Genomic DNA, 18,211 nt, shown 5'->3' on the forward strand with positions numbered 1-18,211 from the left:
GCCCCTTCTTAGCTTTTCTGTTCATTTTCGAAAAATTTTATCCTCCGTTGCTATGTAATCAGCCATGATGTGACGTAAACAGACCGGATATTCCCTCTAATGCATGGTTAGTTCTGCAATCGGGAAAGGAACGAGCTCTAATAGAAGGGTTTGAAATACGTTATACCATTTTATTGATCAGCATCGTTCATTGACTGAACGGTGTTTTCATCTTTTTCATTAAACCATGCATCCTTTAATAATTTGATCCCCTCGTCAATTTCTGTTTCGCTTAACCCGCCAAAGCCTAATAAAACCATTGGCTTATCTGCCTTGTATTGTTCATAATAAATTGAAGTTGGGTAGATTTTCACCTTCTTTTTCAGAGCGTTTTTGATTAGCTCTAATTCAGACATCTGATTGTGTACTTGTAAAAGAATATGCAGTCCCGATTTCTCACCAATAATGGTAGCTTTATTGCCGATATACTTTTTAATAGAAGCTACTAGCATATGTTGTTTTTTGCGGTATACGTTTCTCATTTTATTTAAATGGCTTTTCCAATGACCGTTTTTCATAAATAGAAAAAGGGTGTGTTGATGGAGACGAGAAACTGTTTGTTTATATATAGTAAGGTGTTGATCATATTGATTTACCAATGCTGTGGGCAACACGGCATAACTTAGGCGGATTGAAGGGATTAACGATTTAGAAAATGTACCTAAGTAAATGACGCTGTCTTTAAAGTCCAAGCCTTGCAATGAAGGAATCGGTTTGCCTATATATCTAAATTCGCCATCATAATCGTCCTCGATAATATAGCGGCCTTTTGCTTCAGCCCATTTCAATAATTCTAAGCGTCGATTAATTGGCATGATCGTTCCAAACGGGAACTGGTGCGATGGTGTGATATATACTGCATTTGCTCGACTCTCTTCTAAATGTTTTAGGGAGATTCCCTCTTCATCAAGAGGAATTGAAATGGTTTTAACATTTTCGTGTTTAAACACAGCCCTAGTTCTATGAAAACCCGGATCTTCCATTGCGTATATAGATTCCTTCCCGATTAACATCGTGAGCAATCGTAGTAAGTATTGTGTACCAGCACCGATCATAATTTGTTCTGGTGAACATGTTACCCCTCTTGATTGAAAAACATATTGAGCAATTTCTTCTCGAAGATTAGTATCACCTTTTGGATCACCATTGAAAAAAATCTCGCTATTTTCTTCGTATAACGATTGTACGGTTAACTTTCTCCAAGTTGAATATGGAAAATGTTCTAAATCTACCTTTCCGTGGCTGAAGTCAAATTTATATTGTTCGTCATGGTTTTTAGTTACTTTTTTGTTATGAAAGGAAATCCGGCTTGAATATGGATAAAGATCTCCTGCTAACTTTTTCACATAAACGCCTTTTCGCAGTTCAGATTTGACATATCCTTCTGCATTCAGTTGTTGGTATGCAGTTTCAATTGTGTTTTGACTAATGCCAAGGTGAGCCGCTAGCTTTCGTTTTGACGGAAGCTTTACCCCCGGTGCGATGTTGCCAGTTTGAATTTCCTCTCTTATATAGTGATAAAGCTGTACGTATAAAGGTTCCTTTTTTTCATTGTCTAAATGAGGTGTAAGTTCTATCATGACATTCATCCTTCCGGCAAAAAACTGACCCTATAAATTATATCATATGTGATACTTTTAATAATGCCACTTGATCAATATAATCAAAAGTAAATTGATAAGGGAGGTTATGAACGATGGAGATGAAAGAGTTAACAAGTGAAAAGGAATGGATTCATGCTTTTCCGATCATAAAACAATTACGGCCGCATCTTAATGAAAAAACTTACATTGAAATGATAAGTGAAGCAATAGCAAAGGAAAATTATAAAATATTTGCTCTGTACCATCATGGCGAAATGGCTACGGTTATCGGATTTATGCCAATGATTACATTAAATAATGGGCGATTTATTTGGGTTTGTGATTTAGTAACAGATTCGAATAAACGATCTAAAGGCTATGGTAAAAAGCTACTTGCACACATCCATGAGTGGGCAAAAGAGAATGGCTATGAAACTGTTGCATTATCATCTGGTTTGCAACGTGTAGATGCTCACCGTTTTTATGAGGATAAAATGGCTTATCATAAAGTAAACTATGTTTTTAAAAGGAATATAAATGATTAACATGATAAAACTGGGCGGCGTTTTTGCCCAGTTTTTTAACTTGTAGACAAAGTAAAATTCCGAAAGAAAGCAGCTTATTTTATTCTTATTTTATATAATAATTCTGTTCGATTGTTTGCATTAAACTTTCGGTATAGGTTTTGAAGGTGTTTTTTTACCGTATGTTCACTAATGTATAGTATATTGGCAATCTCTTTATTTTTAATCCCTTTCTCAAGGTAAGTTACTAACTCTTGCTCCCTTGCTGTTAAATTTAAGTTATTCTCATTTTCGCGACCATTTATGAGACGTTGAATATTGAAACCGTTTTCAATATGTTTTATAAGAAAGTGAAGTTTAACTGAATCTGTTTCCGTAAATTGTTTTTCATCTCGAGCTCGCAATAGACCAATGACACCAACTAATTTGTTGTTATATTGTAAGTAGATGCCCATTTCGTCTAACAACCTATTTTCTTTCATAAAAGAATGATAATATTCTGACTCTAAGTAGCTTGAAAAAGAAATGATATCATCTATTTTTACAATTTTATTGATCTTTTTTAAATTAAAAGGCTGAAGAAAATCCAATTCATAAAAGTAATGCAAATATTCTTTTAGTGTCTGTTTTTCGATATTAAGTACAATTGGATCGATTAGATTATGATTGTCGTCTACTAACCAAAATAACGATTTATTGTAACCTAATAAATGAGATAAAATTTGCAAAACTTCAATACGATAACTATTTGTTGTTAGCTTCATTTGCATATTTGCCAATTCTTCACTGGCATACAACACTTGTTGATATTCTTTTTTTGATCGTAGCATTCTCACCACCCCTTGTTTTACTTTTAAACCAAATATTCTAAATAGTCAAATAATAGTCCTTTTGAGTAATATAAAAAAATTTTCCTCCACATTATAATTGATAAAAAAGGAGGAGGGATACCGATGAATATAGCGGAGTTTGCAAAATATGACGGGCTTGGTCTTGCTCATCTTGTAAAAAGAAACCAAGTGAAACCTGAAGAGCTTGTAACTCTTTCGATTCATGCGATTAAACAATTAAATCCAGATTTAAATGCTGTTGTCTCAATTCTTGAAGAGGAAGCGATGAACGAAATTAAAGCAGGTTTAAGTGACGGTCCTTTTACAGGTGTACCATTTTTAATAAAAGAACTCGTGCTTCATGCAGCAAATGTGCCTATTAGTATGGGAAGCAGACTGGCAGAAGGGACTATTTTTCCAGTTGATAGTGAATTAATGGCGAGGTTTAGGAAAGCAGGTTTTGTGACGGTAGGGACAACGACTACACCTGAGTTTGGATATAATGCGGCAACAGAAGCAGTTGTATATGGTCCAACACGTAATCCATGGAATTTAAATCATAGTCCTGGAGGTTCAAGTGGCGGTTCGGCTGCCGCAGTTGCTTCCGGAATAGTTCCAGTGGCGCATGCAAATGATGGTGGTGGATCTATTAGAATCCCTGCATCATGCAGTGGCTTAATTGGATTAAAACCTACTAGAGGAAGAATACCTGCTGGACCATACAATAGTGAGCTATTAAATGGAATTGCGATAGAATTTGGAGTAACAAAGACTGTAAGAGATACCGCTCATCTTCTTGATGCAGTAAGCGGGCCGGATATTGGCTGTTATGGCTGGCCGGAGTCACCTGCTAAAGAATATAAACAACTAATTCAAAAGCCTGTCAGACCGTTAAAGATTGCTTGGATGGCGGAACCTGTTTCAGGAGCACCGGTTGATGATGATTGTTTAAAGGCGTTGCATAAAACAGTCCAATTATGTGAAGATTTAGGTCATATCGTAGTTGAAGCTGCCCCGAAATATGATCCAGAGCAACTTAGCTTAGCTACGCTGCGTATTTGGACAGCAAATATTTATAACATGATTGAAGGTACAGCCCAAATGTCAGGAAAAACAGCTTCAAATCAAAATATTGAAGCGGCTATATGGGAATGTTATTTATATGGAAAAGAAATGAAAGCATCTGAATTGTTAGAGGCGATCGATATAAACGCTAAGATTTCAAGAATGGTAGGTCATTTTTTCGCAGATTATGATATGCTTTTATCGCCAACGATCGCCACTTTACCTGCTAAAATAGGTGTTTTAAATGCTAATAATCTATCAATTGATGCAAAACAATGGACTGAGCAAATTTTTACTTATGCTCCTTTTACAAACTTATTTAATGCAACTGGTCAGCCTTCAATCTCACTCCCATTACAAACGAGCCAGAATGGACTGCCGATTGGCATGCAGTTTACTGGACGATTTGCTGATGAAGCTACTTTATTACAGTTGGCTACACAACTAGAAGAAGCATTGCCGTGGAAAGAGAGAAAGCCAGAGATTCATACTTCAAATATAGCGAATCCAGTTTGAGTGATGTGCACTGCAAGAGGTACGTGGTTGATTTTTATTTAAAAAAGTAAAATACAGGAACGCCGTTTCTCGTCGATCATTGAGAAGAAGGCGTTTCTTTTTTGCTTATAAAGGAATATATATTTGCTCCCTGTTTTTTTACTTTGTCATCCTTTTTTCTTTCCTAAGGGAGTACATGAATGGTCATGTTTAATTAAAACAACTAAATTGAATTCGTTGGCATAATCAATCAGCTGTTGCACTGCTTTTTTGCCTCTGAGATGTTTAAATACGTTAATGTATTTGTTCTAATGGAGTAATTCATCGATTAAAATATAATGATATTAACTCAATCTTCGATCAACAAGGCTAAACATTGATTGTTTTCAAAAAAATACAAAAGCTGAAGTTTTGTATGTCCTAAAATAATATTAGTTCGCTTTAGTGTTCATCATCATATAGGCGAGAATCTGTTAGTGTTTACAAATGACTTCAGATACAATAAAACTTAATGATAAGTATATTTTTTGCTTTTGTTTGATGCTTATTCGTGTGCGACTGCCGTCTTAATGCTGAAAGGAAATGAACCAATTTTTCACGAAATATGACTTTGTTAGATCAAAACGGTAAGTTTATCATGACGGAATTAAGGGGTTATGAGAATGACCGCGCCATTTTTGTTGCGACTTAAAGCTTTTATGATTGATTATATACTTATTGTTGCCTATTTAGCTGCACTTTTTGTCTTAAGTGTATTTCTCTTTCCTGATATACAGCACTTATTTAATGGTTCACTAATTGTCGCGCAGTTTGCAGGATTTTTAATGGTGACACTTCCGATATCGCTCTATTTTATCATTAGCGATTCAGTGATTGGCGGTCAGTCTTTTGGAAAAAAGAGGACGGGTATCCGAGTAGTTGACGAAAACGGGGCAGCTCTTTCAGTCATACATATCACCTTTCGAACGATCCTGAAGTTTTTACCGTGGGAGCTGTCGCATGATCTCATTTACCGACTTATTTATGTCGCTGACGGTAAAATGCCATTTAACTACTATTTTATTGGTGGACTCATCTATTTGCTTATTTTTGCTTATATTTTGACCGCTATTTTCACAAAAAAGAAACAATCACTTTACGATATCATGACAAAAGCACAAGTTGTCAAAGTTTCTTCTTAATTTTTTTTGTCCAATAAGGTGTAAGAGAGTTGCTATCCTTTTATTCTTTTTATAGGAGGAATAAAAAAATGCGTTCAGAGCAAGAAATAATAGATTTAATTTTAAGTGTTGCCAAAAAGGATAAGAGAATTAGAGCTGTTTGGATGAGCGGCTCAAGAACGAACCCGAATGTTCCACAGGATCCATTTAGGGATTATGATCTCGTCTATCTTGTGACGGATATGCAATCATTTATCGATGATCCAAACTGGATTGATGTGTTTGGGGAGCGAATCATGATGCAAACACCTGAAACCAGTGTACTGTATCCACCAGAATTGGACGGAAGATTTCCTTATTTAATGCTGTTTACAGATGGCAATCGTATTGATCTTACATTAATTTGTCTTGAGGAAGGGAAAAAATATTGCCAGGAAGATAAGCTAACAGTCATAATATTAGATAAAGATGATATCTTGCCTTCTATCCCTTCACCTACTGATAAGGATTATTGGGTAAAAACGCCGTCTGCTCACCTTTTTTCTGATTGTTGTAATGAATTTTGGTGGGTATCGACTTATGTTGCAAAAGGATTATGGAGACAAGAAATGATTTATGCGTACGATCATTTGAACATTGTACGGTCCATGCTCATCAAGATGCTTGAATGGAGAATCGGAATAGAAAGAAATTTTTCGCTCAGTATCGGAAAAAATGGAAAGTATTTAAAGCGTTATTTAAATAAAGAAACGTGGGAAAGTCTCTTATCAACTTACCCGAATGGAGACGAGGCGCATGTTTGGAACGCTTTATTTCTCATGACGGAAGTATTTGAGCAAGTGGCGGTCGAGGTCGCTGAAGAGCTTCAATTTAACTATCCTTTGGAAGAATGGAGAAAGGTAAAACAATACTTGCACCATGTACGAACCCTCCCTTTAAATGTTACAGCTATGTATGAGTAATGAAAAAAAAGTAATTAAAACGATTAGATTAGGATAATTGGAACCTTCAATTTTCTGATAAACGATGATACTGTAATAGGATTTTACGGAAAGAGGGTCATTATAGTACTCCCTTCCATAAGCTTAGTCAGTGTGGAAAAATCAGCACGGTAGAATGCGGAACGTGCTGCTTTGCAAAAGTACCTTTAACTTCTTTAATTTGTTGGGATTAAAATTAGCCTGATAAGGATGTCAGTTACTAATCGACTTATTGAATGATTAGGAACGAAAGTCTGACACGTTTTTGTGGCATACCTTACATTTATATCTCTGGTTTTTGCCAAATGCATTGGCAATTCTTATATCATGTCTAAACCGTACCGCATATTGGACAAGAAGAAGAGGATATAGAGGTCGATTCTACTTACAAGCGAGCATCATCCCCACCCTTTGTCATATTAAGTATTTTTAAATTTGATAAATTAAGCATTTTGTTATTTAGGATTATTTTTTTCCTTTCCCCCTGGTGCAATGATCTTCACTTTTATACAAAAATAACTGATCAACTGTAGTGTCTAAAACCGAAGCCAAATCGAAAGCTAGTTTTAAAGTAGGATCGTATTTGTTATTTTCTATTGCGTTAATAGTCTGTCTGGTAACTTGACATAGATTAGCTAAATCCTCTTGAGAAAGCTTCTTAGCCTTTCTTAATTGTTGAATTTTATTTTTCATCGTTAACCGCCAAATCTTTTTTTATTAATTAAAAGAACCACAAAGTAAACTGTTGTTATCGTTACAAGAAAAGTATAGGCATTGAATCCATTTGTTCTTGTACTATTCGTTATCGAGACATACACATCCTCACCCTTTTTTGTTAATAACAACCCTATTATTATTGTGAAAGTGTAAGACATTGTTTTTGTTTTAATGTATTCTTTCCTCTCATCTCCATGTTTTGATAATGAGTAAAGGAGAAGGATCATGAGGATGATAGTTATAAAAAACACCCCAGTAAATGATATGAATATCCAGTCCATAAATAAATCACCTCCATGAATGAAAAATGTTTTTTACATTTTACATTATAAGTAAAACAAATAAAAATGTCAAATTATTTTTACAAATTTGTTAGTTACTGAAAAGCAACTATACTAGAACTTTTGTTTTATTTCGTACCCAATATATTTTATAATTTCTATATGATGATCCGAATGGTAATGTAATCTTTGTAAAGGTAAATTTACTATATGCTTGGATTGCTTCATTATTCTATAGCTTATGTCATCGTGAAATCGTGCGTGATCATAGGTCACGCCTTCATGTACTATTCTTACCGTTCAGTAACTTAAGAAACTTTTAAGGATAAAAAAATAAAAAAGAAACAGCTTGTTGCTAATATAGGTAACAGTTACATATCCAGCTAAATAATCTTAAGTAATAATAGACCTCGAGGAATTTGGCAGCATCTTTTTTCCCTAGCTATATAAGTGTAAGAATCTGGGGGATGATGAGTTCGTAATTTTGATACAGTACGGGCACTTGCGGTTTAAAAAAGACAAAAAGGAATGATTGAAGTGATGAAAATATATAGATGGATACGACTATGTAAATATCGGATTTTTGGGGTGACTTTCAGATGTTAAAGTTAATAAAGTTAGAATTAAAGAAAGCAAAATTAGGCTGGTATGTAAAAGGAGCAATTACCGCAAACTTATTTATTATCTTTTTAGTTTGTTCTATCGGTTTTTTAGAGGAATTAAAGGGAAATCTCCCTATTCCAGAAGGGAACTTTACTATTTTAAACTATGATGAGGCTTTTATTATTATTGGTGCATTAGTAAGGGCTACATTTATTATATTTGCAGCAGTGCTTATATCTAAATTAGTCATTGAGGAGTATCGAAATAAAACGATTTCCATACTGTTTACGTATCCGATTAGTAGAAAGAAGCTAATTGGAACAAAAATGTTAATCGTTGGTTTGCTTACTTTTATGACGATTGTTATTTCACATCTAGTTGTCTTAGGTTCATTTATTTGGTTGAATTCTTACTTCCGGTTTATTCCAGAGATAGTCTCAGAAAATACTTTTATTGAACAGCTTTTAAGCATTATTATATTTGCGTTTGCTTGTGCAGGTACATCATTAGTTACTTTATATTTTGGGATGCGCAATTATTCGGTATCAGCGACAATTACGTCTTCAATTATCGTCGTTGCTCTTATAAGTTCTCACAATCCAGCTTTTTCTGTCGCTTCTATTGTTTATGTACCATTATCTCTTAGTGTAATTGGGTTTATGATCGTCTATCGTACGATTAAAAATATAGAAAAAGCCGACATTGCTTAAATTACAAAAACATAATTTGTCCTGTTATGACAAATGAATTCATGTTGACAGCAGATCTTTACAATGGATTTGCACAGAAATGACTGTGGATTCATTTGTAAAGATTTTTTTGCTCATTAAATATTTGTAAATGTATGTTGTTTTCACAAATGAAAAAACAGTTTTTTAAAATTAAAAATGAATTATGTTGTCCGATCTCACAATTGAGGTCGGATTTTTTAAGGCTATTTTTAAGAGTTAAACTTTTATAAAATCTTTTAAGATGTTACTTAACAGTAGAAAGTTATCAATTTGAGTATACTGGAATTGTTTGAAGTGTTACATTAAAAAAGTAGTGCTTAAACTATTTTTTCTATACAATGTCTTAGATTCTGACAGAAATTATTAGGGAAACTTAGGCATTTTAAACCAATTTTAATTTTTGGCTAAATTACAACAATTTTCTACACCTGCCATATGCTATCTTTTTATTAAGTTTTCATAACATAAACCTTAGACATTGCGCATTCCTGTCCACCTCATCTGTTAATTAATAACGGCAGATTTTAGGGGTGTGATAAAATTTACTCATATTTTTTATTTTGGCTTTCCCATTCGTTTCATTCTGAAATGTGCCAAAAGCGGTTGAATCTTTCATCTGTGAGGTGAACAAATGAATAGAATTACGGCTCTCATTATCTCGCTCGGTATTTTTTTATTTACAATTTTAAGTATATTTCCTTTTGAATCTAAAAGTTCTTCAGCACCTGAAGCAGATGATGGCCAATTAGATTTACATTTATGGGACTTTGAAGAGAAAGGTAAAGTAGAGCTAAATGGTGAATGGACATTTTATCCAGATGAACTAATTGATCCACATCCTGATCAAGATATGTTTTCTGAATATCGTCATCTCGGAAAAAAGATGCTCGTTCCCAGCTCATGGGAAGTTGATCGTTGGCGTGACAAATCAGAATATGTTGTTGGTACATATCGTCTCATCATTCAAGTGCCTAAAGATGGATTATATGGAGTAAAGACGAATACAATTAGGTATGCTAGTCGCTTATTCATAAATGGCAAAGAAGTTGGATCGAGTGGTGTTCCTGCGAAAGAGAGAGAACATTTTAAGGCATACAATAGAAAATATATTGGCTTAGGTGAAAGTAAAGAAGGACAGCTTGAAATCGTTGTTCAAGTAGCAAATCATCGGTATCCGACCGGTGGGATTATCCATCCGCTAGAATTTGGTACTGGTGAACAAATTCAACTAGCTAAAGATCAAGAACGGGCTATTGACGCCTTACTCGTATCCGGTTACTTATTATTAGGACTTTATTATTTTGTTTCTTTTTTTCTTCACACTAGTAGTGTATATCAGTTGTTTTTTAGCTTGTTTTGTCTATTGCAAGGTATTTATTTGGCAACATTAAATGAAAAATTAATTGAACTTATTTTTCCAGTTATGGAGATAAGCATTTTAACAAATATACAATTTGCACTTATTCATTCCTCAATATTTTTCTTTTTAGCGTTTATATATGAATCTTTTAAAGAATATGCAAGTAAAAGAGTAACGAATGTTTTAAGTTTTTTAATTATGATAGATGGGCTTTTATATGGAATTCCGAATGTCAGCAAAATGTTACTATCTAACTTGCCTCTCACATTAGTACAAGCACAAATTGTGATCGTCTTAAGCTTTGCTAGTATTTATACTATTCTTATTTTGATTAAGGCATTTATGAAAGAGACGGAAGGATCTCAATATATATTAGTTATTGTGACAACCTTTTTTAATTATGGTTTCCTATTAGGGATTGATCTATTATTTGAAGTTGATATTGGCAGGGTTCCTGTATTTTTGTTTTTACTTATGACGGTCAGTCTTTCGTTATTAATGGGGCATCGATTTCATCATACATTTATCCAAGTAGAGCAACTTTCGAAAGATTTACGTACTTATGATCATCTTAAAGATGAGTTTTTAGCAAAAACATCACACGAATTAAGGACACCATTAAATGGGATTTTAAATCTTTCAAAATCGTTAATGGAAGGAAAGGAAGGTCCTTTACGCTTAAAACAGCAAGAAAGTGTCGCCCTGATTCATAATGTAGGGAAAAGACTAGCAACGATAGTCGAAGATTTATTATATGCCTCAAAAATAAAAAAAGAAGAAATAAATGTTTCCGCAAAAGCAGTACATGTAAAGGTAATTGATGAAGTTTTAGCTGAAATGCAACTGTTAAAGCCGCCATCAGAAAAAATAAAAATAATAAATAAAGTCAATTCAGACCTTCCATATATATATGTTGATGAACAGAGATTCAAACAAATCTTATATAACTTATTATCTAATGCAATTAAATATACAGAACAAGGTGAAATTACGATCTCAGCTGAAGTTCAAGACAAATATATGTATATATCTGTTTGTGATACAGGGGTTGGCATGAGCTCCGATGATTTACAACATATTTTTTCATTTTTTTATCAAGCAGAAGATCATTTACGGAGAGGAGCAGAAGGGCTTGGTTTAGGTCTTGCGATTACGAAACAGTTAGTGGAAGCAGTAGAAGGAGAGATTTCAGTTACTTCCGAGCTTAAGAAGGGTTCTTGTTTTACTTTTTCTTTACCTTTAGCAACTAAGGAGCAATTATCGGAACTGGAATCTGGGCAATCGCTGATGACAAATAATGGAGATGATCGTCTTACGAGGAATAAACAACTCGATTTAAATGTTAAATTGAACCTCCCGCTAACAGTGGAAGGGGATCGTGGATATACGATTTTAGTTGTTGATGATGAACATGCAAATTTAAAAGTCCTTGTTAACCTTATAGGAGGATTACGTTATACGGTTATAGCTGTTGATGATGGAAGAAAGGCATTAGCTTTATTAAAAAATATCAAAGTTGATTTATTAATATTAGACTTAATGATGCCAAAAATGTCAGGATATGAGGTTTGTCAGTTTGTCCGCGAAGAGTACCATATGGTAGAATTACCGATCTTGATTTTAACTGCGGCCGGACAATTGTCGGATTTGATTTTATCTTTTGATATAGGTGCTAACGATTTTTTGCGTAAACCAGTTCAACAAGAAGAATTAAAAGCAAGAATTGAGTCGCTTTTATCGATGAAAAAGTCTGCTCAAGAGGCAATTCATAATGAATTAAGCTATTTTTATGCTCAAATAACCCCGCACTTCTTATTTAATACCTTTAATACAATTATCGGATTAAGTTATATAGATGAAGAAAAAACACGGGAAGCACTAGAACATTTATCCACCTATTTTCGAGCAAAACTAGACTTTTACAAACAAGATTCCCTTATTTCAATCAATAAAGAAATCGAGTTAGTGAAATCTTATTTATCAATCCAACAGATGAGGTATGGGGATAGGCTGAGAGTCCATTATCATATCGATGAAAGTATCGAAGTGATGCTGCCATCTATGACGATTCAGCCGCTTGTAGAAAACGCTGTGCAACACGGAATAACAAAAAAAATTTCTGGGGGGGATCTATGGCTTTCTATTCAAAGAAGTTGTGATGGCGTGAAAATCGTTGTAAAAGATAACGGCGTTGGGATGACAGAAGAAAAACGGGCAAATCTTTTAAAAGAAAATACGATAGGGATCGGATTTAAGAATACATTTAAGAAGTTAAAGTTAATTAAGAAAGCTAAATTATTTTTAGAAAGTCGTGAGGGAGAAGGAACTGAGATTACGATTATCTTGCCAGAGGTGAAAAGTAATGAGAGTGGTTTTAATTGATGATGAAAAGTGGGCACTAAATGTGCTTGAGCAAAAGCTAAGAAAAATCGCTGAAGTTGAAGTCGTCAAAACCTATACTTGCCCTCAAAAAGCGTTTCAGGAATTAAAGACGCTAGAAATCGACGTTGTCTTTCTAGATATAGAGATGGGAGAAGTTCATGGTCTTGAATTCGCAGAAATATTAAAGACTTCATACAGCTACTTGGAAGTTGTTTTTGTTACAGCATATGCGCAGTTTGCTTTAGAAGCGTTTGAAGTAAACGCCGTAGATTATTTATTAAAACCGATCAATTTAGACAGATTAAAGAAGACAATTGCCAAACTGCAAGCGTATAAAAGAAATACAGTGAAAAAAGAATGTCCACAAGAGGACATATATGCTCATATGATGGGCAAATTCCAATTATATGATCAAAATAAAAAAATCGTAAAGTGGCGTACTAAGAAAGTAAAGGAATTATTTCTTTACCTCTGGCACAATCAGGATATTTCAGTCCATAAATTAAAGATTCTTGATGATCTTTGGCCGGATATGTCTGTAAAGAACTCGTCAACGTTATTACACACAACCGTTTACCAAGTACGCAAAACGTTGAAAAATATCGGAATAGACAATGCTGTATCATTTATCAATGATCATTATGCTTTGAAAATCGAATTCGAAAGTGATATTTTGGAGCTGGAGCATATCGTTCAACTTTCTCAAAAGTCAACTTTCTTTGTCGAGAAAGCTCTTAGCTTATATTCCGGAGACTATTTAGAGGAAGAGCATTATGACTGGGCGTTTGATAAACAAGAAAGAATAAAACAGATATTCTTGACGTACTTAGAAGATTATGTGACTCAAATGATAGATCATCAAAAGCATTCTCATTTAATAATTAGCTGTTTGGAAAAAATGATCCAATTAGAGCCTTATAATGAAAAATATATGTATTTCATTTTAGATCACTATGGACAGACGAGAAATATTCAGAAAATGATGTCGTCTTTTCAACAATTTAAGAAGAAATGGCTCGAGGATTTAGAACTTGATATCCCGACAGAAATAAACAAAGTATATCGTAAATATATTGTATAAAAACAAGAAAAGGAACTGTTTGTACGCTTTTTTTACAACAGTTCCTTTTTTATTTGCAAGAAAAAGTCGAATGTTCAGAAATTGTTCAGAATGATTTTGTAATATTTAGACAGTAATAATTGTATGAACGCTAGAAATGTTGGAAATCTACACATTTTGTCGTTCAGCAAATAGGAAGGAACCATCGAGATCTTTCATCATTATTCAGAACTTTTAAATGGAGGTGTAGAAAAAACAGTTCTCACGCTTATCTGTTTTTCTATTTTATTCAAGGAGAGGGTGCTATAAAATGTTGAAGAAGGCAGGGATTGTTGCTTTTATTTTTATGTTAATCTCAAAAACTATTTTTGCTGGTGCAGGTATACAAAAAGAGGTAAAGGCGGCAGCTGATTCAGGACAGAGCATTTTCACCAACGTCTCTCTTAAAAGTGAAGACGGAAAAGAGATTGATGCAAACAAAAATCCAAATCATTATGTGAATGTTGAGCAACCGCTCAATGTTAAGCTTGACTGGGCATTAGCTGGTGAAAACGTTAAAGCAGGGGATGTCGTATTACCAGCTGAATTAAAAGTAACCAAACAACAAGAAGGTACATTGAATACTGAAAATTGGTCAGCGGGGACATACAAAGTTTCAACAGATGGAACCGTCACTGTCACGTTAAATGAACTTTCGGAAGCAAAAGGATCTTTTGAGATCGAAACTGTATTAAATAATATCGCAATGGAAGAAAATAGAGTAATTCCGCTTACATTTGTTGTAGATGGTGAAAACAAAATCATCCACGTTCCACTTCAAAATAATTCTTCAGCAGAAGCGGAAGCCGTTACTGAAAAAGTTAATGATACTCCTAAAGAAGAGGCAGCAAAAACTGACACTGTAGAAGAGAAAGAACCAACGCAAGAGAATAAGAATAATGATGAATCTGTAAAAGAGGAGACAAACGAAAGCACGCCCCAAGCGAAAGTAGATCATACGTTACCACCTAAAAAAGAGACGGTAACGATGGCTGCGTTGACGGAGGAAAAAGAAAATCAAGCTGTTGCTGCTGCGGCATTTACGATTAATGATGTTGATACGTATGCGGTCTCAAGTGATGGAACAACGCTTTATCAACTGGATGGAAATAATCCAGGAGCAGCTACTCCAAAGGCTAGTATTTCTATCACAGGAATTACTGTAAATGGTTTAAATGGATTAGCTATATCCGAGAATGAGGATGTTTTTTATGCAGCTAATGGGTCTAATCTATATAGTATTAATGCTGACGGAACGGCTAAATTTGTAAAAGCATTGTCTGCTGGCAATGGTATTAGTAATGCTGTTATTAATCATTCGAAATATTACTATATTTTTCTAGAGGATGGAGAATGGAAATTAGGCTCTTATGATTTAATTACAGGAGCAAACGTTACAAGCGTTATTGCTAACAGTTCTAACGTTAATTTAGGCGGAGGAGATATAGTTGTCGATGCTGAAGGTTACATCTGGTATGCCGCGGCACAAAATATCGTTCAAATAGATCCACAATCTTCTACATTAATACGTTCTGTTACGATAACAAATTCAGATGGTCAACCTATAGAGCCATATGTGAGAGGACTCAGTTTCTTGCCTAATGGGCAGATGCTACTTTCGTCTGGCAATACGAATATTACATTATTTTTACTTGATCCAGAAACGCTTAGTACGACTTACATCGGCGCTGTAGAAGTGAAACTATCTGTTGATTTAGCATCACGACCTAAACCATCATTCAATCCAAATCCGCCTGTTCTAAAGTCAGAGAAAACGGCGAACCTGAAAGAAAAAGCTGCCGGAAACACAGATGCAGATAACCCTGAAGTAGGGGATACGATTCTTTATACGATTAAGACTCAAAATACAATCGAAGATAGTTTAATAGAAAATCTCGTCATTTCAGATACTCTTCCAGAGGGGCTTGAATATGTCTCAGGCAGCTTGAAAGTAGACGGAGAATCCGCCACTGATGCAGAAGGTGATGATAAAGGTCACTATCAAAATGGCACGGTTGTTGGTCAGTTTGGTGAAATTACAGATACTGAGTGGCATACGGTTACATTTGAAGCAACAATAAAAGCAGGACAAGCAGGACAAGATATTAAAAATATTGCCACGGTGGGCGGCGATAACGTAGAAGATCCAGATAAACCAGAAGAAGTAGTGAAAGTGTATCCACGAGATCCAGTTCTAGAATCTGAGAAGTCCTCGAAGAATTTAGATGAAGGTAAGGATCAGTATGAAGTGGGCGACACGATTGTTTATACAATCAAAACACGGAACAAAGTATCAGACAGCTTAGTAGAAAACTTATCTATTACGGATCAACTTCCAGCTGGATTAGAGTATGTCGATAACAGCTTGAAAGTAAGTCATAACGGTACGGGTGAATTTAGTAACGGTTCAGTGACCGCGAAATTCGGCGACGTGACAGATACGGCATGGCGTACAGTCACATTCCAAGCAAAGATTAAGTCAGGTCAGTCTGGTGAAACGATTAAAAATATTGCCACCGTAAGCGGCAGTAACGTAGAAGATCCGGATAAACCAAGTGAAGATGTGAAAGTGTATCCAAAAGATCCGCTTCTCAAATCCGAGAAATCTGCAAATATTAAAGAAAAAGCCAATGGAAACAAAGATACAGATAACCCTGAGGTGGGTGATACAATTGTCTACACGATTAGAGCTCAAAATACAGTATCTGATAGCTTAATAGAAAACCTTGTCATCTCAGATACTCTTCCAGAGGGACTTGAATATGTTCCAGGCAGCTTGAAAGTAGACGGGGAATTAGCCACTGATGCAGAAGGTGATGATAAAGGCCACTATCAAAATGGCACGGTTGTTGGTCAATTTGGCGATATGACAGACACTGAGTGGCATACGGTTACATTTGAAGCGACAATAAAAGCAGGTCAAGCAGGACAAGACATAAAAAATATTGCTACAGTAAGCGCAAGTAACGTAGAAGATCCGGATAAACCAAGTGAAGAAGTGAAAGTGTATCCGCGAAATCCAGTTTTGGAATCTGAGAAGTCCGCGGAGAACTTAGATGAAGGTAAGGATCAGTATGAAGTAGGAGACACGATTGTTTACACGATTAAAACGCGCAATAAAGTATCAGACAGCGTAGTAGAAAACTTATCTATTACAGATAAGCTTCCAGCAGGAATCGAGTATGTTTCAGGCAGCTTAAAAATTGACGGTCAAGCAGTAACTGACGCCGAAGATAATGACAACGGTTATTATGCAGACGGCACGATTATCGGTCAATTTGGTGATCTAACAGATACTGAGTGGCATACGGTTGAATTTCAAGCTAAAATAAGCGCGGATCAATCTGATAAAGCGATAGAAAACATTGCCGTAGTCGCAGGCAGTAATATAGATAAACAAGATCATCCAAAAGAGATCATTAAAGTGGAGCCAACAGATTCGAAAAATCCAGCAGTAGGTCTGACAGATCCAAAAGACCCAAGTCAACGAGATCAATTAATAGACAAACTCCCGCAAACGGGCGAAGAAACTTTGTTGTACATGATGATGATCGGATTTTTATTTCTGACAATAGGTGGATTATTATTGTTACGTAAAAAAAGTAACATCTAAATAAAATGGAGGGAGAGTAGTCTGGTGAAAAAGATAAAATCGCTGATCGGTGTTGTATTTTTGCTAGTTGGACTTACTCTCATTTCCATTCCGCTCTATTACGAATGGCAGCAGGGAAAAGAGTTAAAGGCAATGGAAGAAGCTCTCTCACTTATCTCTGAATCTAATGACGAAGCGACAGATCTATCTAAAATAGACAATCTCACTTTTACGGAGAATGAGTTAAACGGGGTGTTAGAATTAGAGATTCCATCCATTGACCTAAAGCAAAAAGTTTTAGCAGAGACGACAGAAAAAAATTTAAATGTTGCATTGACACAAATAAAAAGAGATCAGAGCCCAGGTGAAGGAAATTTTGCGATAGCAGGACATCGGGGTTACCGTGGCGATAGACACTTTCGCCACCTCCCCGACGTCTCTATCGGTGAAAAAGTGTATTTACATGCAGAGGATGGAACGTACGTTTACCGAGTAACGAGTTCCAAAGTCATTAAGCCGACTAATGTAGAAGTTTTAGTTGATGATAGAGAGAAAAAAGAAATTACAATGATTACTTGCACGGTTTCTGGAGAAAATCGAATCGCAGTCAAAGGCGAATTAATTGAAATAATTAAAAAATAATGATTGTCGTCCGATCTCAGACTGTTGGCAAACGCTCGCATTCGTCGTTGCTTGCAGTTCGTTGTAAGCTCATGAACGGATAAGTTCTATTCGCTTCCGCCTCGTGCTGCGCGCCTCGACTGACAAGC

The 18,211-nt window shown here is 35.2% G+C and carries 13 protein-coding genes; 9 read left to right on the plus strand and 4 right to left on the minus strand.

All coding sequences use genetic code 11. The features are described 5' to 3' along the window. Window positions 1-170: 170 nt before the first annotated feature. Window positions 171-1,619 (minus strand): MocR-like pyridoxine biosynthesis transcription factor PdxR, encoded by a 1,449-nt coding sequence (gene pdxR / locus K6959_RS00715; RefSeq protein WP_163242876.1) that lies wholly within the window; start codon window positions 1,617-1,619, stop codon window positions 171-173. 116 nt (window positions 1,620-1,735) lie between these two features. Here pdxR and K6959_RS00720 point away from each other — a divergent pair, with 116 nt between their 5' ends. Then, window positions 1,736-2,167: a GNAT family N-acetyltransferase gene (locus K6959_RS00720; protein ID WP_163242875.1), complete on the plus strand. Its 432-nt coding sequence runs from the start codon at window positions 1,736-1,738 to the stop codon at window positions 2,165-2,167. A 74-nt stretch (window positions 2,168-2,241) separates the two neighbouring features. On the opposite strand, the gene K6959_RS00725 is transcribed toward K6959_RS00720, so the two are convergent. Next, on the minus strand, window positions 2,242-2,976 hold the full coding sequence (locus tag K6959_RS00725; protein ID WP_163242874.1) for a response regulator transcription factor: 735 nt from the start codon (window positions 2,974-2,976) through the stop codon (window positions 2,242-2,244). A gap of 123 nt (window positions 2,977-3,099) precedes the next feature. Here K6959_RS00725 and K6959_RS00730 point away from each other — a divergent pair, with 123 nt between their 5' ends. The 3 genes from K6959_RS00730 (at window position 3,100) to K6959_RS00740 (ending at window position 6,658) form a co-directional block, all read left to right on the plus strand. Then, entirely contained in the window at window positions 3,100-4,557 is a 1,458-nt protein-coding gene (locus tag K6959_RS00730; RefSeq protein ID WP_163242873.1) for an amidase, read from the plus strand. A gap of 641 nt (window positions 4,558-5,198) precedes the next feature. Next, window positions 5,199-5,717 (plus strand): RDD family protein, encoded by a 519-nt coding sequence (locus K6959_RS00735; RefSeq protein ID WP_163242872.1) that lies wholly within the window; start codon window positions 5,199-5,201, stop codon window positions 5,715-5,717. Between the two features lie 68 nt (window positions 5,718-5,785). Next, window positions 5,786-6,658 carry an aminoglycoside 6-adenylyltransferase gene (locus tag K6959_RS00740; RefSeq protein ID WP_163242871.1) on the plus strand — a complete coding sequence of 291 codons (873 nt, stop codon included), beginning with the start codon at window positions 5,786-5,788 and terminating at the stop codon, window positions 6,656-6,658. Window positions 6,659-7,141: 483 nt separating this feature from the next. On the opposite strand, the gene K6959_RS00745 is transcribed toward K6959_RS00740, so the two are convergent. Both K6959_RS00745 and K6959_RS00750 read right to left on the minus strand, forming a co-directional pair. Then, window positions 7,142-7,369, minus strand: coding sequence for a helix-turn-helix transcriptional regulator (locus K6959_RS00745; protein WP_163242870.1), 228 nt, complete (start codon window positions 7,367-7,369; stop codon window positions 7,142-7,144). Between the two features lie 2 nt (window positions 7,370-7,371). Then, window positions 7,372-7,674, minus strand: coding sequence for a hypothetical protein (locus K6959_RS00750; protein ID WP_223087348.1), 303 nt, complete (start codon window positions 7,672-7,674; stop codon window positions 7,372-7,374). A gap of 599 nt (window positions 7,675-8,273) precedes the next feature. On the opposite strand from K6959_RS00750, the gene K6959_RS00755 reads away from it, so the two are divergent. The 5 genes from K6959_RS00755 (at window position 8,274) to K6959_RS00775 (ending at window position 18,083) form a co-directional block, all read left to right on the plus strand. Continuing rightward, window positions 8,274-8,987, plus strand: a complete 714-nt coding sequence (locus K6959_RS00755; protein WP_163242868.1) for an ABC transporter permease — start codon at window positions 8,274-8,276, stop codon at window positions 8,985-8,987. Window positions 8,988-9,639: 652 nt separating this feature from the next. Then, window positions 9,640-12,750: an ATP-binding protein gene (locus tag K6959_RS00760; protein WP_223087350.1), complete on the plus strand. Its 3,111-nt coding sequence runs from the start codon at window positions 9,640-9,642 to the stop codon at window positions 12,748-12,750. After that, window positions 12,731-13,831, plus strand: coding sequence for a response regulator (locus tag K6959_RS00765; protein ID WP_163242866.1), 1,101 nt, complete (start codon window positions 12,731-12,733; stop codon window positions 13,829-13,831). Before K6959_RS00760 ends, K6959_RS00765 begins: the two co-directional genes overlap by 20 nt. Window positions 13,832-14,120: 289 nt before the next feature. Next, the gene (locus K6959_RS00770) at window positions 14,121-17,462 is read left to right on the plus strand and encodes an isopeptide-forming domain-containing fimbrial protein (protein WP_223087351.1); all 3,342 of its coding nucleotides are present in this window, start codon (window positions 14,121-14,123) and stop codon (window positions 17,460-17,462) included. Window positions 17,463-17,486: 24 nt separating this feature from the next. Next, the gene (locus K6959_RS00775; RefSeq protein ID WP_163242864.1) at window positions 17,487-18,083 is read left to right on the plus strand and encodes a class D sortase; all 597 of its coding nucleotides are present in this window, start codon (window positions 17,487-17,489) and stop codon (window positions 18,081-18,083) included. The last annotated feature ends 128 nt before the right edge of the window (window positions 18,084-18,211 follow it).

The organism is Bacillus aquiflavi (genome assembly GCF_019915265.1).
Taxonomy (GTDB): domain Bacteria; phylum Bacillota; class Bacilli; order Bacillales; family Cytobacillaceae; genus Bacillus_BT; species Bacillus_BT aquiflavi.

Bases quoted from the DNA above. Each gene is read 5' to 3' on its own strand.
- pdxR (WP_163242876.1), bottom strand. From the start codon at position 1,619: ATGATAGAACTTACACCTCATTTAGACAATGAAAAAAAGGAACCTTTA.
- K6959_RS00720 (WP_163242875.1), top strand. From the start codon at position 1,736: ATGGAGATGAAAGAGTTAACAAGTGAAAAGGAATGGATTCATGCTTTT.
- K6959_RS00725 (WP_163242874.1), bottom strand. From the start codon at position 2,976: ATGCTACGATCAAAAAAAGAATATCAACAAGTGTTGTATGCCAGTGAA.
- K6959_RS00730 (WP_163242873.1), top strand. From the start codon at position 3,100: ATGAATATAGCGGAGTTTGCAAAATATGACGGGCTTGGTCTTGCTCAT.
- K6959_RS00735 (WP_163242872.1), top strand. From the start codon at position 5,199: ATGACCGCGCCATTTTTGTTGCGACTTAAAGCTTTTATGATTGATTAT.
- K6959_RS00740 (WP_163242871.1), top strand. From the start codon at position 5,786: ATGCGTTCAGAGCAAGAAATAATAGATTTAATTTTAAGTGTTGCCAAA.
- K6959_RS00745 (WP_163242870.1), bottom strand. From the start codon at position 7,369: ATGAAAAATAAAATTCAACAATTAAGAAAGGCTAAGAAGCTTTCTCAA.
- K6959_RS00750 (WP_223087348.1), bottom strand. From the start codon at position 7,674: ATGGACTGGATATTCATATCATTTACTGGGGTGTTTTTTATAACTATC.
- K6959_RS00755 (WP_163242868.1), top strand. From the start codon at position 8,274: ATGTTAAAGTTAATAAAGTTAGAATTAAAGAAAGCAAAATTAGGCTGG.
- K6959_RS00760 (WP_223087350.1), top strand. From the start codon at position 9,640: ATGAATAGAATTACGGCTCTCATTATCTCGCTCGGTATTTTTTTATTT.
- K6959_RS00765 (WP_163242866.1), top strand. From the start codon at position 12,731: ATGAGAGTGGTTTTAATTGATGATGAAAAGTGGGCACTAAATGTGCTT.
- K6959_RS00770 (WP_223087351.1), top strand. From the start codon at position 14,121: ATGTTGAAGAAGGCAGGGATTGTTGCTTTTATTTTTATGTTAATCTCA.